This is a genomic window from Vibrio sp. CJQ_6, assembly GCF_043106745.1.
GTDB lineage: Bacteria > Pseudomonadota > Gammaproteobacteria > Enterobacterales > Vibrionaceae > Vibrio > Vibrio furnissii.
On the sequence record NZ_JBICMV010000012.1, the window covers coordinates 241173 to 265243 of the forward strand.

General features: G+C 50.5%; 24 protein-coding genes and 1 other annotated feature. Of the genes, 10 read left to right on the forward strand and 14 right to left on the reverse strand.

Going from position 1 to position 24071, the window contains the following annotated elements:
* Position 1 precedes the first annotated feature (1 nt).
* The 7 genes from ACF8PK_RS08085 (at position 2) to ACF8PK_RS08115 (ending at position 7868) form a co-directional block, all read left to right on the forward strand.
* Positions 2-469 carry a flagellar basal body-associated FliL family protein gene (locus ACF8PK_RS08085; protein ID WP_004726300.1) on the forward strand — a complete coding sequence of 156 codons (468 nt, stop codon included), beginning with the start codon at positions 2-4 and terminating at the stop codon, positions 467-469.
* Complete coding sequence (locus ACF8PK_RS08090; protein WP_232281696.1) at positions 424-1164, forward strand: sigma-70 family RNA polymerase sigma factor; 741 nt, start codon at positions 424-426, stop codon at positions 1162-1164. The genes ACF8PK_RS08085 and ACF8PK_RS08090 overlap by 46 nt, the downstream gene beginning before the upstream one ends.
* A gap of 1 nt (position 1165) precedes the next feature.
* Complete coding sequence (gene motA, locus ACF8PK_RS08095) at positions 1166-2023, forward strand: flagellar motor stator protein MotA (protein ID WP_392440703.1); 858 nt, start codon at positions 1166-1168, stop codon at positions 2021-2023.
* A gap of 2 nt (positions 2024-2025) precedes the next feature.
* Entirely contained in the window at positions 2026-3000 is a 975-nt protein-coding gene (locus ACF8PK_RS08100; protein WP_392440704.1) for a flagellar motor protein MotB, read from the forward strand.
* Positions 2997-3260, forward strand: a complete 264-nt coding sequence (locus tag ACF8PK_RS08105) for a hypothetical protein (RefSeq protein WP_004726296.1) — start codon at positions 2997-2999, stop codon at positions 3258-3260. The genes ACF8PK_RS08100 and ACF8PK_RS08105 overlap by 4 nt, the downstream gene beginning before the upstream one ends.
* Positions 3261-3466: 206 nt before the next feature.
* Positions 3467-5761 carry a 5-methyltetrahydropteroyltriglutamate--homocysteine S-methyltransferase gene (gene metE / locus ACF8PK_RS08110; protein WP_392440705.1) on the forward strand — a complete coding sequence of 765 codons (2295 nt, stop codon included), beginning with the start codon at positions 3467-3469 and terminating at the stop codon, positions 5759-5761.
* Between the two features lie 184 nt (positions 5762-5945).
* Positions 5946-7868: a methyl-accepting chemotaxis protein gene (locus tag ACF8PK_RS08115; RefSeq protein ID WP_055466405.1), complete on the forward strand. Its 1923-nt coding sequence runs from the start codon at positions 5946-5948 to the stop codon at positions 7866-7868.
* A gap of 99 nt (positions 7869-7967) precedes the next feature.
* On the opposite strand, the gene ACF8PK_RS08120 is transcribed toward ACF8PK_RS08115, so the two are convergent.
* From ACF8PK_RS08120 to ACF8PK_RS08175, 12 genes are all read right to left on the reverse strand, one after another.
* Complete coding sequence (locus tag ACF8PK_RS08120; protein ID WP_392440706.1) at positions 7968-8357, reverse strand: GspS/AspS pilotin family protein; 390 nt, start codon at positions 8355-8357, stop codon at positions 7968-7970.
* Position 8358: 1 nt separating this feature from the next.
* Positions 8359-8655: a YciI family protein gene (locus ACF8PK_RS08125; protein WP_004726292.1), complete on the reverse strand. Its 297-nt coding sequence runs from the start codon at positions 8653-8655 to the stop codon at positions 8359-8361.
* Between the two features lie 93 nt (positions 8656-8748).
* Complete coding sequence (gene yciA / locus ACF8PK_RS08130; RefSeq protein ID WP_004726291.1) at positions 8749-9150, reverse strand: acyl-CoA thioester hydrolase YciA; 402 nt, start codon at positions 9148-9150, stop codon at positions 8749-8751.
* 113 nt (positions 9151-9263) lie between these two features.
* Positions 9264-9809, reverse strand: a complete 546-nt coding sequence (locus ACF8PK_RS08135) for a septation protein A (protein WP_004726290.1) — start codon at positions 9807-9809, stop codon at positions 9264-9266.
* Positions 9810-10029: 220 nt separating this feature from the next.
* Entirely contained in the window at positions 10030-11289 is a 1260-nt protein-coding gene (locus ACF8PK_RS08140; RefSeq protein ID WP_004726289.1) for a dicarboxylate/amino acid:cation symporter, read from the reverse strand.
* Between the two features lie 317 nt (positions 11290-11606).
* On the reverse strand, positions 11607-12413 hold the full coding sequence (trpA, locus tag ACF8PK_RS08145; protein WP_392440707.1) for a tryptophan synthase subunit alpha: 807 nt from the start codon (positions 12411-12413) through the stop codon (positions 11607-11609).
* Positions 12413-13603 carry a tryptophan synthase subunit beta gene (trpB, locus tag ACF8PK_RS08150; protein WP_004726287.1) on the reverse strand — a complete coding sequence of 397 codons (1191 nt, stop codon included), beginning with the start codon at positions 13601-13603 and terminating at the stop codon, positions 12413-12415. Before trpB ends, trpA begins: the two co-directional genes overlap by 1 nt.
* An 86-nt stretch (positions 13604-13689) precedes the next feature.
* Positions 13690-15120 carry a bifunctional indole-3-glycerol-phosphate synthase TrpC/phosphoribosylanthranilate isomerase TrpF gene (trpCF, locus tag ACF8PK_RS08155; RefSeq protein WP_392440708.1) on the reverse strand — a complete coding sequence of 477 codons (1431 nt, stop codon included), beginning with the start codon at positions 15118-15120 and terminating at the stop codon, positions 13690-13692.
* A 7-nt stretch (positions 15121-15127) separates the two neighbouring features.
* Positions 15128-16126, reverse strand: a complete 999-nt coding sequence (gene trpD, locus ACF8PK_RS08160; RefSeq protein ID WP_392440709.1) for an anthranilate phosphoribosyltransferase — start codon at positions 16124-16126, stop codon at positions 15128-15130.
* A gap of 114 nt (positions 16127-16240) precedes the next feature.
* On the reverse strand, positions 16241-16831 hold the full coding sequence (locus tag ACF8PK_RS08165; RefSeq protein ID WP_014205289.1) for an aminodeoxychorismate/anthranilate synthase component II: 591 nt from the start codon (positions 16829-16831) through the stop codon (positions 16241-16243).
* 11 nt (positions 16832-16842) lie between these two features.
* Positions 16843-18408, reverse strand: coding sequence for an anthranilate synthase component 1 (locus tag ACF8PK_RS08170; protein WP_014205288.1), 1566 nt, complete (start codon positions 18406-18408; stop codon positions 16843-16845).
* Between the two features lie 113 nt (positions 18409-18521).
* Positions 18522-18621 (reverse strand) — a sequence feature (Trp leader region).
* The gene (locus ACF8PK_RS08175; RefSeq protein WP_392440710.1) at positions 18568-18678 is read right to left on the reverse strand and encodes a Trp operon leader peptide; all 111 of its coding nucleotides are present in this window, start codon (positions 18676-18678) and stop codon (positions 18568-18570) included. Its footprint overlaps the feature before it by 54 nt.
* Positions 18679-18771: 93 nt before the next feature.
* Here ACF8PK_RS08175 and ACF8PK_RS08180 point away from each other — a divergent pair, with 93 nt between their 5' ends.
* Entirely contained in the window at positions 18772-19623 is an 852-nt protein-coding gene (locus tag ACF8PK_RS08180) for a PHP domain-containing protein (RefSeq protein WP_392440711.1), read from the forward strand.
* A gap of 30 nt (positions 19624-19653) precedes the next feature.
* On the opposite strand, the gene ACF8PK_RS08185 is transcribed toward ACF8PK_RS08180, so the two are convergent.
* Positions 19654-20517, reverse strand: a complete 864-nt coding sequence (locus ACF8PK_RS08185) for a MurR/RpiR family transcriptional regulator (protein ID WP_004726281.1) — start codon at positions 20515-20517, stop codon at positions 19654-19656.
* 89 nt (positions 20518-20606) lie between these two features.
* Positions 20607-21878 (reverse strand): amino acid deaminase, encoded by a 1272-nt coding sequence (locus tag ACF8PK_RS08190; RefSeq protein WP_392440712.1) that lies wholly within the window; start codon positions 21876-21878, stop codon positions 20607-20609.
* Between the two features lie 179 nt (positions 21879-22057).
* On the opposite strand from ACF8PK_RS08190, the gene ACF8PK_RS08195 reads away from it, so the two are divergent.
* Positions 22058-23500 carry an amidohydrolase family protein gene (locus tag ACF8PK_RS08195; RefSeq protein WP_004726279.1) on the forward strand — a complete coding sequence of 481 codons (1443 nt, stop codon included), beginning with the start codon at positions 22058-22060 and terminating at the stop codon, positions 23498-23500.
* 53 nt (positions 23501-23553) lie between these two features.
* A complete protein-coding gene (locus ACF8PK_RS08200; protein ID WP_004726278.1) occupies positions 23554-23946 on the forward strand; it encodes a RidA family protein in 393 nt (130 codons plus the stop codon).
* Positions 23947-24071 lie beyond the last annotated feature (125 nt).

Genomic DNA, 24071 nt, shown 5'->3' on the forward strand with positions numbered 1-24071 from the left:
CATGAAGAAAACTGCAATTACTGTTTTTGCGTCGGTGACCGCGACGTTAGCCATTTTGTTTGGCCTGCGTTACGCGGGGGTGGATGTGGTCGGGTTGTTGAGCGTTGAAAAGCCGCACTCGATTGAACAGGTGATGCTGACTCAGGCACAGCGCATTTCGACCTTATCGGAAACCAACGTTCAGGTGCCCATGCAGGGGCTGATCATTCCGGTCAATACCGGCAGACGACAAAGCCTGCTGATGCTGGACTTCTACCTGTACACAGCAGAAGAAAACGAAAAAATGCTGCGCAAAGAAACGCCGAAAATCAAGAACCTGATCCTCAAAACCTTCAGTGTTAAACCGATTGAGTATTATCGCGACGAAGCGTTTGTGTGGAACATTCAAGAAGATTTGCGTGACCTGTTTAAAGACGAGCGTCAGTGGCGAGTGAACGAAGTGTTGATCACCAAAGCGGTGTATCAATAATGTTTCTCTCCAGACAAGCGTATCAAAAAACGCCCATCAGCAGCGCCACGCAACGCAACGTGTTGGAGCAGCAGGCGTTAGAATCGCATCTGTATTTGATTCAGCGTTCGCTCAACAAATACCGCGGTGTGGTCGATCCGGATACGTTGGACGACTTGCGACAAATTGCCCTGATGGCATTTATTTTGGAGCTGAGAAAGTTTGATCACGTCATCAACGATGATTTCTTAAAATCAGTCACGGTGCGGTTGAAGGGCGCCATTATTGATGAACTTCGCGCGCGTGATTATTTAAGCCGTGAGCAACGTAGCCTCTCGAATAAAATTAAAGACACAGAACGAAAATTCATGGCGAAATATGGTCGTTCACCAACACAAGCCGATATTTGTTCACAGTTAAATATCTCTTCTGAAGAGTATATGAATGCGATAATCGATCTCACCATGTCGGATGATGTGGAACTATTTGAGTTGGTGAATCACGCAGAGGATTCTCAGAAGGAATTTATTTCCCTCATGCTCGAAAAAGAGCTGAAACAATTAGCACCAAGTATACAAAAAGTCCTCTATTTTATTTATGTGATGGGGCTGAGCACGCAAGAAACAGCACAAGTTCTCGAGATCAGCGAAATGAAAGTTCACAGAATAAAACACAAAGGAATTGAAATAATACGTTCACGTTTAGGTGGTCATTAATATGAAACAGATTGTTTCGTTTGTCGTCATACTGATTATTATTGCCGTGTCATTTGTTTTGCATGGCGGCCGATTGGGCGCGCTGATCAGCGTGGCTGAAATTGCGATCATTTTTGGGTGTGCCATTTGCGGCATGATCATCGCCAGCAAGACCGCCACGCTCAAGTTGATGTTACAACAGGTGAAGATCAGCCTGAGTAAGAGCACATACGATCGTCAGTATTATCAGGACTTGCTGTCTTTGATGTTTGAACTGATCAATGTGGCGAAAATGCAAAACCTCAAGGCGCTTGATGCGCACGTTGAGAATCCGGAAAGCAGCAATATCTTTGCAAAGTATCCGGCCATCACGCGTGATGAAAACACGCTGAAGTTTATTGTCGACTCGTTCCGTCAAATCATCAGCTCCAAAATGTCGGCGCATGATGTCGAAGCCGCGCTGGAAGAAGAGATCGAGAAGCTGCTGGAAGAGTACAAGAAACCGTCCGAAAAAATGCACGCCATGGCGGAAGCGATGCCGGGGATCGGTATCTTGGCTGCGGTGATGGGCATCATTTTGACCATGCAATATCTCGATGCGGAAGTGAGCGTGATTGGTCAAAGTATCGCTGGCGCGCTGGTAGGGACGTTTACCGGTATTTTTGGCTGCTATTGTCTATTTGGCCCGTTGTCGCAAGCGATTCAGGAAGTCGCTGAAGAACAAATTGCGCCACTGCAATGCGTGCGCTGCATCATTTCCGCTTACTGCCAGAACCTTTCACCTCACATGTGCGTGAATGCGGGACGACGTCAAATCGAGCTGCATCACAAGCCAACCTTCACTGAGCTTGAGCAAGTGATCGCCAGTTTGCGGAGCTAATCATGAGTCAGGATGGCGTTACCATTATCAAAAAGAAAAAGCGTGGCGGACACGGCGGTGGGCATGGTGGCGGCTGGAAAGTTGCCATGGCCGACCTGATGATTTCGATGTTTGCGCTGTTTTTGATCCTGTGGCTATTGACGATGATGGACGATGAAGAAGGGAGCCAACTGATTCAATATTTCCAAACGGGGGAAGTGCAGGCGCACACGTTATCAGCGGATGCGCTGGGCAACAGTATCAGCCCGATTAAATTGCCTCAAATCGCCACTGCTCACATCGATGCGGAATTTGATCGCATGCGTGATGCGTCGTTGATTGAGGGCGAAGTGGATACACACCAAGAGTTGGAACTGTTCAGTCGCCTGATTGAAGATCAGGTGAATGAATTGGACGGCGCGGGCAGTGTCAATGTACAGATCACACCGCAAGGCCTGAAAATCATCATCAGTGATTCCGATAAAGGGCCGATGTTTAATCGCGGCGGTTCGTCGATGACGCCGTATTATCAAGACCTGCTGTTGAATCTGGCGCCCGTGTTTAGCCGTGTGGAAAATGCAATCATTGTGACTGGCCACACCGATGCGTCGCGCTTTCGTGGTACGAGTATGACCAACTGGGAGCTGTCGTCCAACCGTGCCAACTCGGCTCGATATTTCCTCAATAGTGGCGGCGTACCGAGAGCACAGATTTTCCAAGTGTCGGGCATGGCGGAATCGGCGCCTTTGTTGCCAGAGAACCCGAAAAGCGGTCAGAACCGTCGCATTGAGATTTTTCTGCTGACCTCCGACGCACAGCGTCAACTGAGCGCCGTGTACCGAGGATTGGCGACACCGAGTGAGATGAGCAACGACCAAGCATCGATGTCTAAAGTGCAAGACAGCAAAGAGCAGGCACGACGTGCGGCCGCGGCGAATCAGCCACCCAACGACGTGTCGCTACGGCGTCGCCATGAAGGGATGAATCCAACGTTATGATTAAACACAAACGCCGCTGGGTGGCTTGGTTAACGCTGATCAACTTCGTGCTGACCTTTGGCTACCTGTTGATGCCAGTCCCGGATGAAATCATCAACTTTATCCTGGGCATGCTGCTGCTCTGCTACAACTACTTTATCGTGCGCGTGGTGGTGAATTTTCCCAAAGGAACGCTCAGCACGCGTCAAGACAGCCATTTGGTTGCGCCCTTATGGGGCAGTATTTTGCTGGCGATGTTCTCGGTTGCCGCGCAATATTAATCGTGATGTTCAAGCCGCCTGCACAGGCGGCTTTTTTATTTCTGCTCATCCAATTCGCCACCAGCATGAATATTTTTAATAAACAAGTTGAATATTTGGACGTTGAGTTCAACCCCGTCGAGCGAGATAGTTTAGCCATCCAGACATCTTGATAAATCACAAGACACGGATGTCTGCCCTAATCCATGATCAGAAGGACTTTAGCGATGGCGACTACCACACACATCCTCGGCTACCCACGTATCGGCGAAAAACGCGAACTGAAATTTGCGTTGGAAAAATACTGGCGCGGCGAAATCAATCAGGCAGAACTTCAGACCGTCGGTCGTGACATTCGTCAGCGCAACTGGACGTTGCAAAAAGAGGCGGGGCTGAGCTTTGCCACCGCTGGCGACTTTGCATGGTACGACCATGTGTTGACCACAACGCTGTTGTTGGGACATGTGCCAAAGCGTCATCGTCACGGGTTTCCTGATCTGGACACGCTGTTTCGTGTGGGGCGCGGTCAGTCGCAAACCCATTGTGGTTGTAGCGGCAGCGCTGCATCGGACATGACCAAGTGGTTCAATACCAACTATCACTACATCGTGCCGGAATTTAGCCGTGACGACAGCTTTGACGTCAGTTGGCCGCAACTGTTTGAAGAAATCAATGAAGCGACCAAGGCGGGTTTTGATGTCAAACCTGTGCTGCTTGGCCCTGTGAGCTACCTGTATTTAGGCAAAGAAGTTGAAGCGGGGTTTGATCGCCTCACATTGCTGCCTCGCGTTCTCACGGCGTATCAGGCGATTCTGGCGAAACTCGCCAAGCAGGGCGTGACTTGGGTGCAAATCGACGAACCGATTCTGTCGCTCGAACTGGAGCAGCCATGGCAGGATGCGTTCAAGCTGGCGTACCAAGTGATTCAGGGCGATGTCAAACTGCTGCTGACCACCTATTTTGATTCAGTGCACGACACGCTGGACAAGATCATCGACTTGCCAGTGAATGGTTTGCATATCGACTTGTCGGCGGCGCCAGCGCAACTGGACGAGGTGCTCGCCAAACTGCCAAGCAACTGGGTGTTATCGGCGGGGGTGGTTAACGGCCGAAACGTTTGGCGTGCGGACTTAAGTACGCTGCTGCACACATTGGAACCGGTCAAAGCGGCGCTGGGTGAGCGTTTGTGGGTGGCTAGTTCGTGTTCGTTGCTGCACAGTCCGGTTGATCTCGAATTGGAGCAAAACCTGTCGGAAGAGGTGCGTAGCTGGTTTGCATTTGCCAAACAAAAAGTGACGGAAGTGACACTGCTTGGCCGTGCGCTGGATGGCGATCCGGCGGCGATTCTGGCGTGTGATACTTACAGCCAGCCGATTGCAGCGCGTAAAACCGCGACGCACGTGAATAAGCCACAAGTACAAACGAGGCTCAATCAGGTCACGGCGGCGTGGGCACAACGCAGCGCGCCATACGCTGAACGTGCGCACCATCAAGCGGAAGTGTTGGGTCTGCCTTTCTTACCGACCACGACCATCGGCTCTTTTCCGCAAACGGGTGAAATTCGCACCCAGCGCAGCGCTTATCGTCAGGGACATTTGTCGCAAGCGGAATATACCGCCGCGCTGAAAGGTCACATTGCCGATGCAGTGAAACGTCAGGAAGCGTTGGATCTGGACGTGCTGGTGCATGGTGAAGCGGAGCGCAACGACATGGTGGAGTACTTTGCAGAGCATCTGGCAGGGTTTCAAACCACGCAGTTTGGTTGGGTGCAGAGTTACGGTTCACGCTGCGTGAAACCTGCGATTGTGGTGGCCGATATTGAACGCGAGCAGCCCATCACGGTGGCGTGGTCAACCTATGCGCAGTCGCTGACGTCAAAACAGATGAAAGGCATGCTGACGGGGCCGGTGACGATTCTGTGCTGGACCTTCCCACGCGAAGATATTTCCCGCAAACAGATCGCGCAGCAATTGGCGTTGGCGCTGCGGGATGAGGTGGCGGATCTGCAAGATGCGGGCATCAACATCATTCAGATTGATGAACCGGCGATTCGTGAAGGGTTGCCACTGAAAAAACGCGACCACCAGACTTATCTCAATTGGGCTGTGGAAGCGTTTAAGATTTCGGCTGCCAGTGCGCGCCCGGAAACGCAAATTCATACCCACATGTGTTATAGCGAGTTCAATGAAATCATTGATTCAGTCGCCGCGCTGGATGCGGATGTGATTACCATTGAAACGTCGCGCTCCAACATGGAATTGTTGAAAGCCTTCGAAGCGTTTAATTACCCGAACGCGATTGGCCCGGGCGTGTACGACATTCACTCGCCCAACATTCCGGCGCAAGAATGGATTGAGGATTTGCTGCGTAAAGCGGCGGAGAAAATTCCGGCACAGCGCCTGTGGGTGAATCCCGATTGTGGCTTGAAAACGCGTAACTGGCCCGAAGTGGAAGCGGCACTGACCCACATGGTGCTGGCGGCCAAAGCGCTGCGCAACGAATGGCAGCCGAGCGCAGAATAACGATTAAAATTATCAATAAGGTCTCATTAAGAGGCCTTATTTTCTTTTACCGTCACACACGAGTGCTATTCTCAATAGGTTCATTCATCGCCAAGGTGGCGTCGGCGGAGGAGCCGGGATGGACGCTCCAATTGGGAGCATCGGTCGTCTAGCCCGTTCATCAGACTGAGGGATAAGTACCCATATGAAGAAAACACTCGGACTCAAACAACTGTTACTGATCTCAGTGATGGTGCTGGTGGGCGCATCGGTTGCCATTTCCAGCTATGTGTCGTACGTCAAAGAATCGGACGTCATCAGCGCGATGATCACCAAATCTGGGGCGCTCTACACCGCCGATAAAGCGGAACTGGTGCAGACGTTTTTGCAGGAAAAAATTGAAGGGGTGAAAGGTATTGGTACGCTGTACCAAAACCAGTCTTTCCCGGGCAGTTCAGCACAAGATTATGTCGCGTTTGCCGAGCTGCTGGCGACCTCGTTGGCGACCGGCAGTTCATTCATCGGCTTCGAATCCAACGGGGATGCCTTCTGGAACCAGACCAGCGATGCGTGGCCGAATCACAAGTTCAACGGCGACATTCGAACCATGAGTTACTATCAAGATGGTCGCAAGGCGGTGACACCGGCGGTGACCGACCCGTATTCTGATGGTGCTACCGCTGATATCTATTGGATCAGCATTGTGCAGAAAACCCATGACGGTATGTTGGGGGTGGACATGCGCTTGGGCTTTTTGAACAAGCTGGTGGAAAAGGCAACAGCGTTGACCGGATCATCGGCGATGATTCTCAATCACGACGGTACCGTGCTAGCGGCCTCAAAAAACAGCGTGCTCAAACCGGGCGAAAATAGCAAAGAGCCCGCGTGGTTTAAAGCCACTGCGAATACCATCACCTCGACCCCGATGGCGACCTTAAACTACAGCGTGAATGGTGAAGACAAAATCCTGTTTTCTCACGAAATTCCGGTTGCAGATAAAACTTGGTACTTTGTCATCGACCAAAACAAAGCCATGGCGTTCGCCGCGCTTACTGCATCCAAAACCTCGGCAATCTTGATTGGTGTGATTGCGGTGGTGCTCAGTGTGCTGGTGGCCTTCTTTGTGATTCAAGTGCTGTATCGCCCCATCTTGTCGTTGAAACAGACCATCATCAGCCTGTCCAACGGCGACGGCGATTTAACCCAGCGGCTGGAAGTCAAATCGCAAGATGACTTGGGGCAGATTGCGCAGGGGGTGAATCAGTTCATCGGCCATTTGCAAACCATGTTGCTGGACATCAAACAAGCTTCTGACACGTTGCAAGCCAATGTTGCGGAGGTGGAGCAGTTGTCTCAACTGAACGCGGAGAAACTGCGTCATCATGTGGTGGAAACCGAGCAGATTGTGACGGCGCTGGAGGAGATGAATGCGACCGCGAGTTCAACGGCCTCAGATGCTTCGAACACGTCAAATCTGACTCAGCAAGCCAATCACACCAGTGTGGAATCACGCAATATCATGGCGCGCTCGCTGGCGACGGTGGACGCGCTGATTCAAGATGTGGATACGACGGTGTCGAACGTGCAGAGCATGAGCGACGAGACGCAAAACATTCATTCAGTGCTGACGGTCATCAGTGAAATTGCGGAGCAAACGAACTTATTGGCGCTGAACGCGGCGATTGAGGCGGCGCGTGCGGGTGAGCAGGGGCGGGGCTTTGCGGTGGTCGCTGATGAAGTGCGCAACCTTGCAAACCGAACCAAAGACAGCACACAAGAAATTGAAAACGCGATTGGCAAATTGCTGCAAGGCAATCAGGTGGTGGTCGATTCCATGGGCAAAACCAAACAGCGCTGTCATGACACCGCCAGCAGCTCGAAAAATGTTTCGGAAAGCTTGGAAAACATGGTCAATTTCATCAACGAGATCAACGATCTCAGCACGCAGATTGCGACCGCTGCCGAAGAGCAGAGCAGTGTCACCCATGGGGTCAGTCAGAGCATGAACGAGCTGAATCTCATCGTGTCTGAATTGGACGACATCGGTTCACGAACGTCACAAGGCATGGGCGATATTACGCAAGTCAACCAGCGGATTGTGTCGAGTGTCAGTCGCTTTAAATTATGAGTGAATGGGAAAGACAAAACAGGAGGCAATGCCTCCTGTTTCCTTTTCTACCTTAACCGCTGTGTAACGAGGCAAGGCGGTTAAAGCCGGCCAAGGTTATTATTTGCAGTTCTCTTTGGTCACCAGCTGGTCTACCATCAGTTGGCCACGGCTATTGCGCATTTTAATTCGGTAGCCGATGCCCACATCGAGGTTGGCGCGAATGTCCGAGTTATTGCAGAACGAATGAATGCTGCTTTGCAACACTTGGTCAATCGGTTTTGCGCCGGGATGATCGGTGTTGTAAACCATCATCATCTCAATCGTGCTGCCTTTGGCATTCACGCGCATAATGTTGAGTGGGCCATATTCCAGCGGAAGTTCGGTCCCCAGAATGCTGGCACGGTTGGCAGCCAATAGCTCCAGATTCTTCTCACGCTCGCCATTGGAACTACAGCCCGCGAGTACTGCAAGAGAAAGCAGTGCCAGACCCAAGAATGATTTTTTCATATCAGAATACTTTCTTGAACGGTTTAACAATCACGTTGGCATAGACGCCTGCGCCCACATAAGGGTCCGCATCTGCCCATGCTTGGGCATCTTCCAGAGTGTCGAATTCTGCAATCACGGTTGAACCGGTAAAGCCCGCTTCGCCTGGGTTCTCTGCATCAATTGCGGGCATGGGGCCGGCGGTCAACAGGCGGCCTTCATCATGCAGCGCTTGCAGGCGCTCAAGGTGCGCTGGGCGAACACTCATGCGTTTTTCGAGTGAGTTTTCAACATCCTGAGAAAAGATGACGTACCACATATTGATATCCTTATAAATTTCGTAACGGTAAGTGTAGGCTTTAATGTACTGAAACAGAGCGACTTTTAAAGCACAAAGCACATATTTCTGTGATCAGTTTCCTTGCTTGATCGGTCTTGGACGACCGTCGGCATCAATGGCGACATAGTTGAAGGTGGCTTCACACACTTGGAAACGGTCTAAAATGCCGTCTTCTTTGATCGGTTTGACCCACACTTCGAGATTGATTGACATCGACGTGCGGCCAATTTTTGTACATTCGCCATAGCAGCACACCACGTCACCCACTTTCACCGGTTTTTTAAACGTGATGCTGGACACGGAAACCGTCACAATTCGGCCGCAAGAAATCTCTTTCGCCAGAATCCCACCGGCTAAGTCGAGCTGAGACATAATCCAGCCACCAAAGATATCGCCATTGGCGTTGGTATCTGCCGGCATCGCCAGCGTGCGCAGCAAGAGTTGGCCGCGCGGTGAGTTTACGTCCTGATTCATGTTTTGACATCCACAACAAACAAAACAGCGACCAAAGTGGTCGCTGCAAAAAAGAGGTCGAATTATAACAATAATTCTGTCACCAGTTCATCCTTGAGTGCTCGGATGAGGGCTTATTCGCCGGAATTTTTTTGTTCTTTCGGCAAATGTTTGTAAATGTAGATCCCGGTGAGCAGGGTATAAGTGAAGGTTGCGGCAAGCAGGCCAAACACCTTGAAGTTGACCCAAACATCGAGCGGTAGCTGGTAAGCAATGTAGATATTGAGCACCGCGCAGACCGAGAAAAACGCCACCCATGCCCAGTTCACTTTGGCCCATACGGCTTCTGGCAGCGTGATTTCTTTCCCCAGCATGCCTTTAATCGCAGATTTACCCATCAAGTGACTGATGGCCAAGCCCAGTGCGAAAATGACGTACACAATGGTCACTTTCCATTTAATGAAGTTGTCGTCGTGAAGGAAAATGGTCATGCCACCAAACACCGCCACCAATGCAAATGTGATGAGCTGCATTTTTTCGACTTTCTTGAACATGAAGTACGTGACCGCCACTTGAACCGCCGTTGCGGCAATCAAGGCGCCGGTCGCAACGTAAATATCGTAGAACTTGAATAACGCGAAGAAAATAATCAGGGGAATGAAGTCGAGCAGTTGTTTCATTGTATGGATACGTCCAATTAATAGCTTGTTGACAGTCTAACGAAATACGGCGGTCAGCTAAACAGTAAATGATATTTTGAAACAAATTTATCCAGTGCAGTGTTGCATTCTGAGCGCTGTGATGGCGTTTCATGACCCGTGATGAGCCTTGTTCACGCGGGGCAGATATTGGCGATAAAAAAAACCGCCCCTTTGGGCGGTTTGAGCATGAGATTCAGCGTTAAGCTTGCTGATTGTTGTATTCAGTCTCAGCCGCTTCTTCTTTGATCAGCGCATCGACAATCACGGCACACGCCGCATCGCCGGTGATGTTTAGCGCAGTACGAATCATGTCAAAGATACGGTCCAGAGCGAACAGCAGTGGCAGACCTTCAATTGGAATCCCTGCCGCCAGCAGCACGGCAACGACTAGGAATGATGGTCCAGGCACACCGGCTTGACCCACGGCGCCCAGCGTTGCGGTCACGATGATTGCGGCGTATGCGCCCATGCTGAGGTCGATGTTGAACAGTTGCGCGAAGAAAATCGCCACCAAACCGTAGTAAATCGCGTTGCCCGACATGTTGATAGTCGCGCCCAGCGGCAGAACAAACGATGCAGTCGAGTTACGAACGCCCAGCTCGTGTTCAACGGTGTCCATGGTGACCGGCAGCGTAGCCATGGATGACGCGGTCGACAGCGCCACGGCTTGCGGCTTTTTCATCGCCATAATAAATTTCTTCGCCGAGGTCTTGGTGAAGATTTGGATCATCAGTGGGTAAGCCACGAAACCGAAAATCAGAATCGCTGCCACGTACACCAAAAATAGTTTGAAGACCACCATCAGGGCGCCGAAACCGAACGTGCCCACGGCTTCTGCCATCAGACCAAAAACACCGATTGGCGCAATGATCATCACTTTGTTGATCATCCACACCATGGAATCCACGATGGTGTTGACGCCGTTGATGACAGGATCACGTTTGTCTTTAGGTTGCTTTGAAATGGCAACGCCGAGGAATAGGCAGAACACCAGAATTTGCAGGATGTTCGCATCGTTCAGGGACTGGAAAACGTTAGTTGGGATCATACCAATGATGGTCGCCCAGAAAGTTGGTAGTTCACCTTTTGATGCGTATTCCGATGAGAACATGCCTTCGACACCAGAAACATCGATCCCCATGCCTGGTTGGAACACAGCGCCCATCACCAAGGCCAGCGCTACGGCGAGCGCGGATGTAACGGCGAAATAGCCCAGCGTGACGAAACCGACTTTACCGGCAGAGTGGCTATCACCGAGGCCTGCAGCACCGGAAATCAGTGCCACGGCAACCAGTGGAATCACGAGCATTTTAATTAAATTGATGAAGATGGCGCCAAGTGGGGCGAACATCGCTGCATCATGGCCCATGCTGGCACCAACGGCAGTACCAACAATCATGGCAATCACGACTTGTACGCCGATGTTGCTTAGTAAATTCTTTTCTTTTAACACTTCCATAACCTCTGTGCTAATTAAATGTAAACTTCCAGTGATACTTACTGAACATGAGTTGTTCGGCGGGTAATTATATTGCCCTGACTTTTTACACGTAACTTTCACAATTGGCAATATGTGCATCGAGTGAATTGTCAGTAGAAAAGCGAATTCATTGACGTAAGATGGTTTTTTGTCCAAAAGAAAACGTTTGCTATTGATTTTGGCAATGTGAAGCGCGGATTTTTCGTGGAATATAAATGAATGACGAAAGGAATGAATTGTTGCGAAAATGTTCGGCTTCTAAATGAGTTAAGAAACCGAACACATAAATTGCATGATTATTTGTGGGTGGCTGCTTTCATGTTTTGCGTGAATTGAGCGAGTTTATTTAACATTTTGTCAAAGTTATCGAGGTTGGATTCGATGATTTTGACGACGGCAGAGCCAGAAATTGCCCCCGCTGCACCCGATGCGATGGCTTCCTTCACTTGCGCTGGTTCAGAGATCCCAAAACCCAGCAGTGATGGCGGCGCGTTGTATTGCGTCAGCTTGTCGAGCTGCGCGTGAACGGGCATGTTGGCTTTCGTTTCAGTGCCGGTTACGCCCGCACGTGAGAGTAGGTATGTGTAACCCCCACCCAGTTCGGCCACGGCTTTCATCGTTTCATCGCTGGCGGTTGGCGGGGCGATGAAGATAGGCTTGATGCCAAATTTACGTGCCGCAGCCACGAATTCTTCACTTTCGTTGGTTGGGACATCGGCAACCAGCACGGAATCGACACCCGCCTGTTGGCAGCGTTGGTAGAAGTTTTCGACGCCGCGTGAGTAAACCAAGTTGGCGTACATCAGCAAACCGATCGGCAAATCAGGATATTGCGCGCGAATCTGGCCGATCAACTCGAAGCAGACGTCAGGCGTCGTTTTTGAGTTCAGCGCACGCAGGTTCGCCCCTTGAATGGTTGGTCCGTCAGCCAATGGATCCGAGAACGGAATGCCAAGTTCCAGTGCATCGGCGCCAGCTTCCACCAACGTCTGCATGATGCGCAGAGACTGCTCAGGGTTTGGATCGCCCATGGTGACGAATGGCACGAAGGCACCTTGGTTGTTGTCAGCCAGACGCTGAAAAAGCGATTGATAGCGGTCCATTACAGCACTCCTTTTTCTTCTAAAATCTTATGCACGGTAAAGATATCTTTGTCACCGCGACCGGATAGGTTCACGACCAGCAACTGCTCTTTTTCAGGCTCGGCGTACGCCATTTTCACCGCGTGGGCCAGTGCGTGGGCCGATTCCAAAGCCGGAATGATCCCTTCGGTGCGTGCCAGTTTTTGGAACGCGTCCAACGCCTCGTCATCGGTAATGCTTTCGTATTCTGCGCGGCCAATGGCATGCAGGTGTGCGTGCTGTGGACCCACGGATGGGAAATCAAGGCCGGCAGAAATGGAGTAAGACTCTTCAATCTGGCCGTGCTCATCTTGCATCATCGGTGATTTCATGCCGAAGTAGATGCCGGTTTTGCCGTGTTTGAGTGGCGCGCCGTGCATATCGGTATCAATGCCTTTGCCTGCCGGTTCGACACCAATCAAACGCACTGACTCTTCTTCAATAAAGTCTGCAAACATGCCAATGGCGTTCGAGCCACCGCCCACACACGCCACGACGGCGTCAGGCAAGCGACCTTCGCGAGCCAGAATTTGGTTTTTGGTTTCTTCACCAATGATGCGTTGGAATTCGCGCACGATGGTTGGGAAGGGGTGAGGGCCTGCTGCTGTACCAAGCAAGTAGTGCGCAGTTTCGTAGCTGCCAGACCAGTCACGCAGCGCTTCGTTACATGCATCTTTCAGCGTCGCAGAGCCGGAATGAACCGGAATCACTTCCGCGCCCATCAAGCGCATTCGAAAAACGTTCGGGCTTTGACGTTCCACGTCTTTGGCGCCCATGTACACACGGCATTTCAGGCCGAGCAGAGCACACGCCAATGCGGTCGCCACGCCGTGTTGACCGGCACCTGTTTCGGCGATGATTTCGCTTTTGCCCATGCGCAACGCCAGTAGCGCTTGACCGAGTACTTGGTTGGTTTTGTGCGCGCCGCCGTGCAGCAGATCTTCACGTTTCAAATACAGCTTGGTTTTGGTGCCTTTGACGATGTTGCGCGTTAGCGTTAGCGCTGTTGGGCGACCGGCGTACTCTTGCAGTAGCGTCATGAATTCCGCACGAAATTGCGGATCGTCCTGCGCATCAATAAACGCTTGTTCAAGTTGATCCAGCGCCGGAACCAGAATTTGTGGTACGAATTGACCACCGTATTCGCCAAAGTAGGCGTTAAGTTTTGCCATGATGTCCTATCCTTCCATAACCGATGTACGTCCCCTTTGGCGTGAAAACAGCTCGCGTGAGCGACTTAAAGGGGGAGTACGAGTGATTAATAATTACGAATTTCGTTGAATGCTTGACGGAGTTTGGTGATGTCTTTTTTGCCCGGTTCGCTTTCCACCCCAGAGTTGAGATCCAAGCCAAGACAGCCTAATTTGGCCGCTTGCTGAACGTTGTCTGGGTTGAGACCGCCAGCCAGCATGATGCGCTCGGGCGATTCAATCAGCGACCAGTCGAACACCGTCCCTGTGCCGCCGCTTTGATTGCCGACTTTGGCATCCAATAAGTGACGGTTGATTTGGTTGAGCAGGGTAGGCATGCGATCGGTGACGCCGTAAGCTTTCCAGATTTCAACCGATTCAGGTAAACGTGCTTTGAGCGCATCAATGTCCGCTTGGTCTTCATCGCCGTGCAGTTGCACCGCAAACAATCCCAGTTCTTCGACCGCGTGAGCGATGGTGTCGATGCTGTCGTTTTGAAACACGCCAACGTATTGCAGGGGGGCGCCGCTCATCGTGAGGCGAGCGGTTTCAAGATCCACGCAGCGTTTGGAGTGCTGCGCAAAAATTAACCCGCCAAACACCGCGCCGGATTGATAGGCTTTCACGGCATCGTCGGGGTGCGTCAAGCCACACACTTTGTTTTCGCCCAGCACGACTTTGCGAACCGCCAGTTCCACGTTGTCTTGGCTCATCAGGGAGCTACCAATCAGGAAGCCCTTGGCAAAGCGGGCGAGGTCGCGCACTTGCTGGTGGGTGTAAATGCCCGATTCGGAAATGATCGTGGTGCCTTGCGGCAGTTTAGGAGCCAGTTGCTTGGTGCGATTCAGATCGGTGGTGAGATCGCGCAAGTTGCGGTTGTTGATCCCAACCACGCGTGCTTTTAGTGCCACGGCGCGTTCGAGTTCTTCCTCGTTGCTGACTTCGGTCAGAATCCCCATGCCCAGCTCATGCGCCACATTGGCCAACTCGCGGTATGTGTCATCATCTAATACCGACAGCATCAGCAAAATCGCATCCGCGCCGTAATGACGGGCGAGGTAAACCTGATACGTATCGATCATGAAATCTTTGCACAAGATGGGTTGAGTCACTTGAGCACGCACGCGCGGCAGAAAATCGAAACTGCCTTGAAAGTATTTCTCATCGGTCAGCACTGAGATCGCGCTGGCGTACTGGTTGTAGACCGATGCGATGTAATCCAGATCAAACTGCTGACGAATCAGACCTTTCGATGGTGACGCCTTTTTGCATTCGAGGATGAAAGCGGTTTTGCCACTGTCTAGCGCGGCGTAAAAGTCGCGATCTGATGGGGTCAGCAGCGGTTTAAAGGTGTCGACCGGTTGCGCCAACTTGCGCGCTGCAACCCAAGTGATTTTATCGTTGACGATTTTCGCCAAGACTTCGGCCATCTGCGCATTTTTCACGGAGATGTGTTCAGACAGCTGGTCGTTTTGTTCAGACACGTTCATTTCAGACATCAGGGGCTTAACCTCGCTCTGCTAGTTGTTTTACCAGATCAAACGCTCTGCCTGAGTTCATGACATCAATGGCGCGTTGTGCGTTGGTTTTTAAATCTTCAAAGCCAAATAGGCGCAACAACAGGGCAACGTTAACCGCAACTGCGGCGACTTGAGCAGGCGTTCCCTTGCCAGTCAGAATATTTTCGATGATGGCGCGATTTTCCTGAGGCTCGCCACCTTTAATCGCTTCCAGCGGGTAGGTTTCCAAACCAAAGTCCTGCGGCGTTAAGGTGTATTCGGTAATTTCGCCATCTTTGATTTCGGCAACATGGGTCACACCATGAATTGCCACTTCGTCCAATCCTGAACCATGAACCACAGCGGCTCGTTTCAAACCCATTTGTACCATGGTTTCTGCGATAGGACGAACCAAATCTTGGCTGTACACGCCCATCAGTTCGATATTGGGACGCGCTGGGTTAATCAGTGGACCTAAAATGTTGAAAATCGTACGAGTTTTCAAGCTTTGACGCACCGGCATCGCATGGCGAAAGCCGCCGTGATATTGCGGAGCGAATAGGAAGGCGACGCCCAAGTCGTCCAGTGCTTGACGGGATTGTTCAGCGCTCATGGTCATGTTGATGCCAAATGCATCTAACACATCAGACGATCCGGATTTGCTCGATACGCCGCGGTTACCGTGTTTGGCCACTTTGACGCCGCACGCCGCAGCAACAAACGCCGACGTGGTTGAAATGTTGATGGTGTTGGCACCGTCGCCGCCTGTGCCAACGATGTCGGCAAAGTCGTAATCTGGACGTGGGAATGGACTGGCGTTGGCGAGTAAGGCGCGCACGGCACCCACGATTTCGTCGGGGGTCTCGCCTTTGATTTTCAGTGCCGTCAGTGCTGCGGCCATCAGTGGCTGTTCACATTCGCCGCGAATGATGTAGTCAAACAAGGCCTGACTTTCGGCTTGGGTCAGTGCGTCTTGTGCGTAAAGTTTGGTGATGATGTGTTGCATGATGCTTTCTCCGTATCCCGAATGACCCGCTCTAATCGTTGTGTTTGCGAATCCGGTGTGTTCGTCTATTTAGTTGTGCTGTGTGCTGTGTGCTGTGTGCTGTGTGCTGTGGCGTTATCGCGCCAACGCCCAGTTAATCGCGTTCGCCAGTAGCGTCGCCCCGTAGGTGGTCATGATGGATTCGGGGTGGAACTGGAACCCACACAGTTTGTCTTCGTCATGGACAATCGACATCACCAAACCATCGACTTCGGCAGTCACCTTCAGGCTGTCGGGCACTGCGGTGGCAACCAGTGAGTGATAGCGCGCAATCGCCAGCGGAGAAGGCAGGCCCTCGTAAATGGGGTGGTTGTCGTGTTCCATCATCGACACTTTGCCGTGCACAATTTCACCGGCGCCGGCCACGGTGCCGCCGTAGGCTTCCACCATGGCTTGATGGCCAAGGCAAATGCCAATCATCGGTACTTTGCCTTTCAGGCGTTGCAGGATTTCTGGCATCGAACCTGCTTCAGACGGCACGCCCGGGCCGGGTGACAAAATGACGACCGGGTTGTCTAGTTGTGACACGGCGTGTTCAATCACATCGGCGGCGATGTGGTTACGGTATACCGTAACGCGGTGGCCTAACGAGCGGAATTGGTCCACCAAGTTGTAGGTGAAGGAATCGAAGTTATCGATGAAAACAATATTTGCTGAGTGTGTCATGATGAAATTCCTTACGCCTGATGAGCAAATTGAATCGCGGAAATAACCGCTTGTGCTTTGCCGCGAGTTTCATCGGCTTCGGCTTGTGGGTCGGAGTCGTACACCACACCCGCACCGGCTTGAACTTGGGCGATGCCGTTTTCAACATACGCAGAGCGAATCACAATACAGGTGTCTAAATCGCCTTCGCCAGTTAAGTAACCAACGGCGCCGCCGTAGCTACCACGACGCTCTTTTTCCACATCACGAATCAGTTGCATCGCGCGGATTTTGGGTGCGCCGGTCAGGGTGCCCATATTCATGCAGGCTTGATAAGCGTGCAGTGCATCCAAATCGTCACGCAGTTGACCCACCACGCGGGACACCAAATGCATCACATGGCTGTAGCGGTCGACTTTCAGCAAGTCCGCCACATGGCGGCTGCCGGCTTGGGCAATGCGCGCCACGTCGTTGCGCGCCAGATCCACCAGCATCATGTGCTCGGCGTTCTCTTTTTTATCGCAGCGCAGTTCCAGCTCTAGGCGGCTGTCGAGGTCGAAGTTGATTGAACCATCAGCATTTTTGCCACGGCGACGGGTACCCGCAATCGGGTAAATTTCAATTTGGTTGGTATCGGTGGCGTATTTCAGCGCACTTTCTGGCGACGCACCAAACAGCGTAAAGCGTTCGTCTTGCATGTAGAACATGTAAGGGCTTGGGTTGCTCTCTTTTAGGCGTTGGTAAGCTGCTAATGGGGAAGGGCATGGCAGCATGAAGCGGCGTGATGGAACCACTTGGAAAATATCGCCTTTCACCACGTACTGTTTTAAATCACTGACGATGTCGCAGAAATCCGCATCGCTGATGTTGGTTTCGACGGTGACTTCAGCCAGTTTTGTCGCTTGCGGCTGAGACAAGGTTTGTGAAGCCTGCGCGCGAATTGCTTCCTGACGCTGACGCAGTGTCGCTTTAACCGCGCTGTCGGCGGTAAAGGCGGTAGCTTGAAGTAGGCAGCTTTCACTCTGGTGATCGACAATCATCAGGTTCTCAGAGACGTAAAACACGTAATCTGGACATTGGTTGATCGCGGTGGCATCACCCAGCGGTTCGAAGTTGGCTACCATGTCGTAAGCGAATAGGCCGCCGAGGAAAATCGCGTGTTTGTCGTGGCCCGACAAATCAAAGCTGTGTTGCACCAAACGCAGCGCATCAAACGATGAGGCTTCACGCAGGCGAGAATCTTCATCCAACGTATCGCATGGTGTGGTGAACGTCAGCGTGAGCGCGTCGTCGCTGCGCGTTGCGGGAATATTGGCCACTACATTGTTTGCAAGGACTTCAATCAGCGCGCGGCCGTTATCGCTCAGCGCCTGAAACGTCACTTGGTGACCGAAACAGATAATGCGCACCGCGGCGTCGATCAGCAGTAGGCTTTTCAGATTCTGTTTCGAATCGATTTCTGCCGATTCCAGCAGCAAACAATCGGTCTTTCCTTCACACAGTGCGTGAAACAGCGCCGTTGGGTCTTGCGTGTATGGCAGTGTTGCGTTGAGCACTTCAAGCTGTGCTAGATTTTTGATTTCAATGGCCTTGTTCACAAGACCTCCTTATCTGTTTTAAACGGTTTACGTCGCGGCTCTTGCTCAGTATCGATGTTGAATGCGTAATTTGTATGATGAACCGAGCCGGTGAATTTCGTATAAAAATGGCTGAAAAAAAGCCCGCTGGTGAGCGGGCTTTTTCAGGCGTATCCTTTCTTAAAAGTACACGTGAGCCCACCAAGAACTTGCCCAAGTGCGCCACCAGCTCAGCTCAGCAGATGCTGCGCTTAAATTTGCATTATGGTTTGGGTTAAATTCTTGTAACATAGGAAGCCTTATTCATGTGCTCTCGTATTTGTGTACTAGTAAACTAGTGCGAGGTGCGAAAGTCAAGCCTTAAAAACAGGCAAATTCAAAAAAATGCTAAAAATTGACCTACACAGTCACACAACTGCATCCGATGGCCGTCTGAACGTCGACCAACTCATTGACCGAGCAGTTGAATTTAATCTAGATGCACTGGCGATTACCGACCACGACACCGTGGATGCCTTGGCGCCGGCGCGTGCATACATTGCCGAGCGCGGCTATTCGCTCACGCTGATCAACGGCATTGAAATCTCTACCGTGTGGCAGAACAAAGACATCCATATTGTTGGCTTGAATATCGACCCGAATCATCCTGAGCTGAGTGCGCTTATTGACCAGCAAAAGCAACACCGCATGGTTCGCGCTGAGATGATTGCTGAGCGTTTGCAAAAGGCGACGCGTGAGGGCGTGCTTGAGGAAGTGAAAGCGATTGCTGGCGATGCGCCGATCACGCGTGCGCACTTTGCCAAATGGCTGGTGGACGCTGGGTATGTGAAGAATATGCAGCAGGTCTTTAAGAAGTACCTGACGCGCAATCATCCCGGTTATGTGCCACCGAACTGGTGCACCATGCAAGAAGCAATTGCCGCGATTCATGCTGCGGGCGGCCAAGCGGTATTGGCTCATCCCGGCCGATATGACTTGACGACCAAATGGCTAAAGCGCCTCATTGCAGCGTTTGTGGACGCGGGCGGTGACGCCATGGAAGTCGCACAGCCGCAGCAAGCGCCACAAGAAAAACGCAACTTGGCCGATTATGCGATACAATACAACCTATTAGCTTCTCAAGGCAGCGACTTTCATTACCCGTCTCCGTGGATGGAATTGGGGCGTAATCTTTGGCTGCCTGCTGGCGTAGAACCTGTTTGGAAAGACTGGGATCTGCAGGAACAAGCTGAATAATGTTTGGGATGGATTGACGGTTTTTAGATATTAATCCCCTAAAGGCTGTCTTTCTAAACCACCACGATAGGAATCGAGCGCAACTTTGAGTCGACGTAGTTTATCTCTCGAACGCCGTTTGTGATTGACTGCCAATGCCATCGACAGCACATCTACTAAAGCCAGCATTGCGTAACGGGAAGCTGATGGTTTGTAAATGAAATCTGTCTCTTGATGCTCGATAGGCAAAACGAGATCAGCATGTTCAGTCAGTGGTGTGTTTTTGGGAGTAATGACGATAATTTTCACACCGTATTGCTTTGCCAACTGTGCTGTTTCGATGATGGCCGGGGTATAACCTGTCGCTGACATCATCACCAAAACATCATTGATATCCGCGGTTGCAGCGATCATTCGCGACAGTAATCCATCGTTATAGGCAACAACTGGGTAGCCCAAGCGGAACAACCGATGCTGCATTTCTTGGGCCGCAATTGTTGAACCGCCTCCCATGCCGACACAAATGACTTGTCTCGCCTCATGCAGCCAACTCACGGCGCTCTCGATATCCTCTTCAACAATCAAACTTCGATTGATATCGAGGGTTTGTTTGATCGACTCGTAAATTCCTTGGTAGCCACTTTGATCCGGTGGCTCAAGGATGAATCGTTGTCCTACCGTTAAGGTTTGCGCCAGTTTGATCTTCATTTCACGCACATTTTTGCAGCCAATTGCTTTCGCAAAACGTGTGATGGTAGCTTCACTCACTTCTGCGTTTTCTGCCAGTTCTGTAATGCTGGCATTGGCGGCGGCTTGAATGTCGTCCATGATCAACTTTGCGACTTTCTTTTCAGCATCGCGTAAAGCACTAAAACGTTCCGTGATTTGAGAAATAATATCGACTTCTAAGCTCAAGCTGTCTTCCTATGTTTTGCATGGAGGCGATGACTGCGCCTCCAAAGGTTTGGCATGAAGTATAACGAAAAGCTTTCCTAAGCTCATCATCAGAAACGAGTTTTGACCCAATGAGTGACTTGATATTCATCATCACAAACGGCCACTGCGCGCCACTTATCAAAGGTTAAGCACGGATGAGAGGTGGAGAAGGCAATCATATCACCGACTTGCAGATCACTATTTTCGTTGACTTCGATGAATGCGTGCTGATCCATCACTGCGGTCGTCACGGCTCTTTCAATCGTGATTGCTTCGCCATCGCGGTACGCGCGCTCAGGCGTTGGCAAGCCAGCATCAAAGGCAACGTCGCGCTTGCCAAAGCCAACCACCAGCTTGGTGGGTTCAGGGCGAGAAATGACATAGGCCCACAGTTCTAGTGCTGATTCCAAATCCCCTCCTAATTCACATGCTGCACCGCGGTTACTTTCTGCTCGCTGCATCACTTTGTTTTGTGCATCTAGGTAGATGCCGGTGTCATGAATTGCGTAGCAGCCAGGGCGAATGATGGCATCAAACTCTTTCAGGTCGGCAAAGCATTCAGAAACGACGTCATACCAAGCAGAACCTGCTCCGGTAACAATTGGTTTTGCCTCAATTAACTGGTTCTTTTGTAACAGCGCCGCGAGTTCTAATGTGCTGTTGAGGAAGTTGCGAATGTCTTGTTCTGCATTGTCACCATGGATCACGCCTTCATAGACTTCAATCCCTTTTAAAGTGAGGTGATTTTGTTGGTGGATGAGCGTTGCGAGCTCCACAATGTCCTTCTGACTTCGGCAGCCACAGCGGCCACCTTCGACGCCAAACTCAATGAATACATTGAGAGATAACTGACGTTCGGCGAACACGCGTTCTAGGGCGTTGATGTTGCGGCTTGAATCGACACAGCAATAGAAGTTGACTCCGTGCGCTTCAATTAAGTTGGCGATGATGTTCATGTTCGCTCGCCCCACTAATTGATTGGCCATGATGATATTTTCAGCCCCGGCGAGTACGGCAACTTCTGCCTGTGCTGGTGTGGCGACGGTGATTCCCCAAGCCCCATGTTTTAATTGCTGTTTGAAAAAATCGGGTGTCATGGTGGTTTTACCATGAGGAGACAGTTTCACATGATGCTGGTTAGCAAAACGCTGCATCCAATCGAGGTTGTTTTTTAATGCAGAAGCTTTGATCACTGCTGCGGGCAACGTGATCTCTTCATGGATCAAGCTGTATCGTCCGTTCGAATGCCGTGCAACAGGTTGAGATTTTTCTCCGTAACCTGGCGTTGTTATGTACTCATTATGATAGTTTCTATCAAAATTTTGTCGATGATTGTTCATGGCTATCCTATTTGTAACATGCTTTAAGTGGTTGATATTAATTACTTGTTCTTAATTACCATAAGCAAAATGTTAGAAACTATCAAACATTGGTGTTGTTTTTGTGTGTTTCTTCACTGTTTAAATGCCAAGAATTATTAAGATGGAATCATGTTAAAGACGGGCAGAGAGAGTGAAGTATGTTGTTCGATACCATGATCAAAAGCGTAGAGGTATTTGACGGTACGGGGGCAGCACCATTCATTGCTGATGTTGCGATTCGTCAAAATCGAATTGAGCAAGTCGGGCAGCTTGACGAGCTGTCTGCAAAGAAAGTTATCAATGGTCAGGGTCTTGCTTTGGCACCGGGATTTATTGATGTGCACACGCACGATGACACGAATGTAATTCGTCATCCCGATTGCCTACCCAAGATTAGTCAAGGTGTGACGACGGTCATCGTAGGCAATTGCGGTATCAGTGCAAGCCCTGCGGTACTGACTGATACACCGCCAGACCCGATGAACCTATTGGGTAAGCTTGAAGATTTTAAATACCCCACGTTTGCCGCATACGCCAAAGCGGTCCAAGCGGCAAACCCGGCGGTTAATGTCGCGGCATTGGTTGGTCATACGACGTTACGCAATAACGTCATGGACGATTTGTTGCGTACGGCGACAGATAGCGAAATTGAACAAATGCGTCAGACGCTCGCGCAAGCTATGGCAGAGGGGGCATTGGGGTTGAGTTCAGGTCTTGCTTATGCGAGTGCCAAACAAGCGAACGCGAGTGAAGTGATGCGGTTGGCTGAAATTCTGGGTCATCATGGCGGCATCTATACCACACATATGCGCAGTGAATTCGAGGAAATTATCAGCGCCATGGAAGAAGCATTTGAAACGGGTCAGCACGCCAAAGTGCCCGTGGTGATATCCCATTTAAAATGTGCAGGTGCGGGCAACTGGGGACGCACGGTAGAAGTGCTGGATTTGATGGATAAGGTCTCTGAACATCAAGACGTATCTTGTGACTGTTACCCCTATTCTGCGAGTTCTTCAACGTTGGACTTAAATCAGGTGACTGAAGACATCGACATCTTCATTACCTGGTCTGAAAGTAAGCCAGAACATGCTGGCAAGATGCTGAAAAGCATTGCTCAAGAGATGCAACTCCCTCTGATGGAGGCAGCGAAAGCGTTGCAACCAGCTGGTGCCGTGTATCACTGTATGGATGAAAGCGATGTTAAACGTGTACTGAAATACAAGTTGACCATGGTGGGATCTGACGGTTTACCAAATGACCCACATCCACATCCGCGTTTGTGGGGCACATTTCCGAAAGTGTTAGGTCATTATTGCCGAGAAGAACAACTTTTCTCATTGGCAGAAGCAATTCACAAGATGACGGGGATGTCAGCAACGCGTTATCAATTAAAAGATCGGGGTGAAATAAAAGTAGGCGCATACGCTGATCTAGTTTTATTTAACCCAAATACAATTAAAGATACTGCGACATTTGAACATCCAATTTCTGTTGCGCAAGGTATTGAATATGTATTTGTAAATGGTGCGCCATCTTATTTTAAAGGTCGCGTCACAGAAAATAGAAATGGCGTATTTATATATAGAAATAATACCCATTAATAACTTATCAATTCGATTAAATATGCTATATAGCATTATCACTGGAGAATATTATGTCAATTAAACGTTATGGTGTAGAAGGCGGCGTAGGTACAGGCGGTCAACATTTACCATTTGCACGCGCAACAGAGGCCGGGGGCTTCCTATACGTATCGGGTCAAACGCCAATGACTGATGGTGAAGTGGTGGAAGGCGGCATCATTGAGCAATCTCGCTTAGCGATTCAAAACTGTGTGGATATCATGGAAGAAGCAGGTTACACACTTGCTGACGTGGTACACGTGAAAGTGGTGTTAACGGATTCTCGTTATTTCCAATCGTTTAATAAAGTGTTCAGAGAGTTTTTCGGTGATCACCCACCTGCACGTATTTGCATGGTATGTGACCTTGTCGTCGATGTGAAAGTTGAAGTCGATGTGACTTGCTACCGAGAAGATCGTCGATAGACATCACTTTTTACTTCTTTAAATCAATGAGAGTGTCGAATAATAACTTTCCTGCCATTATCTATTTGGCACTCTCACTCCCTACATAAATATAATTCCATAATACAGCTGTGCCTTGTATATTG

Excerpts from the sequence above, each read along its gene's own strand:
- ACF8PK_RS08085 (WP_004726300.1), top strand. The coding sequence starts at position 2 with ATGAAGAAAACTGCAATTACTGTTTTTGCGTCGGTGACCGCGACGTTA.
- motA (WP_392440703.1), top strand. The coding sequence starts at position 1,166 with ATGAAACAGATTGTTTCGTTTGTCGTCATACTGATTATTATTGCCGTG.
- ACF8PK_RS08100 (WP_392440704.1), top strand. The coding sequence starts at position 2,026 with ATGAGTCAGGATGGCGTTACCATTATCAAAAAGAAAAAGCGTGGCGGA.
- ACF8PK_RS08105 (WP_004726296.1), top strand. The coding sequence starts at position 2,997 with ATGATTAAACACAAACGCCGCTGGGTGGCTTGGTTAACGCTGATCAAC.
- metE (WP_392440705.1), top strand. The coding sequence starts at position 3,467 with ATGGCGACTACCACACACATCCTCGGCTACCCACGTATCGGCGAAAAA.
- ACF8PK_RS08115 (WP_055466405.1), top strand. The coding sequence starts at position 5,946 with ATGAAGAAAACACTCGGACTCAAACAACTGTTACTGATCTCAGTGATG.
- ACF8PK_RS08120 (WP_392440706.1), bottom strand. The coding sequence starts at position 8,357 with ATGAAAAAATCATTCTTGGGTCTGGCACTGCTTTCTCTTGCAGTACTC.
- ACF8PK_RS08125 (WP_004726292.1), bottom strand. The coding sequence starts at position 8,655 with ATGTGGTACGTCATCTTTTCTCAGGATGTTGAAAACTCACTCGAAAAA.
- yciA (WP_004726291.1), bottom strand. The coding sequence starts at position 9,150 with ATGAATCAGGACGTAAACTCACCGCGCGGCCAACTCTTGCTGCGCACG.
- ACF8PK_RS08135 (WP_004726290.1), bottom strand. The coding sequence starts at position 9,809 with ATGAAACAACTGCTCGACTTCATTCCCCTGATTATTTTCTTCGCGTTA.
- ACF8PK_RS08140 (WP_004726289.1), bottom strand. The coding sequence starts at position 11,289 with ATGGAAGTGTTAAAAGAAAAGAATTTACTAAGCAACATCGGCGTACAA.
- trpA (WP_392440707.1), bottom strand. The coding sequence starts at position 12,413 with ATGGACCGCTATCAATCGCTTTTTCAGCGTCTGGCTGACAACAACCAA.
- trpB (WP_004726287.1), bottom strand. The coding sequence starts at position 13,603 with ATGGCAAAACTTAACGCCTACTTTGGCGAATACGGTGGTCAATTCGTA.
- trpCF (WP_392440708.1), bottom strand. The coding sequence starts at position 15,120 with ATGTCTGAAATGAACGTGTCTGAACAAAACGACCAGCTGTCTGAACAC.
- trpD (WP_392440709.1), bottom strand. The coding sequence starts at position 16,126 with ATGCAACACATCATCACCAAACTTTACGCACAAGACGCACTGACCCAA.
- ACF8PK_RS08165 (WP_014205289.1), bottom strand. The coding sequence starts at position 16,831 with ATGACACACTCAGCAAATATTGTTTTCATCGATAACTTCGATTCCTTC.
- ACF8PK_RS08175 (WP_392440710.1), bottom strand. The coding sequence starts at position 18,678 with ATGTTACAAGAATTTAACCCAAACCATAATGCAAATTTAAGCGCAGCA.
- ACF8PK_RS08180 (WP_392440711.1), top strand. The coding sequence starts at position 18,772 with ATGCTAAAAATTGACCTACACAGTCACACAACTGCATCCGATGGCCGT.
- ACF8PK_RS08190 (WP_392440712.1), bottom strand. The coding sequence starts at position 21,878 with ATGAACAATCATCGACAAAATTTTGATAGAAACTATCATAATGAGTAC.
- ACF8PK_RS08195 (WP_004726279.1), top strand. The coding sequence starts at position 22,058 with ATGTTGTTCGATACCATGATCAAAAGCGTAGAGGTATTTGACGGTACG.
- ACF8PK_RS08200 (WP_004726278.1), top strand. The coding sequence starts at position 23,554 with ATGTCAATTAAACGTTATGGTGTAGAAGGCGGCGTAGGTACAGGCGGT.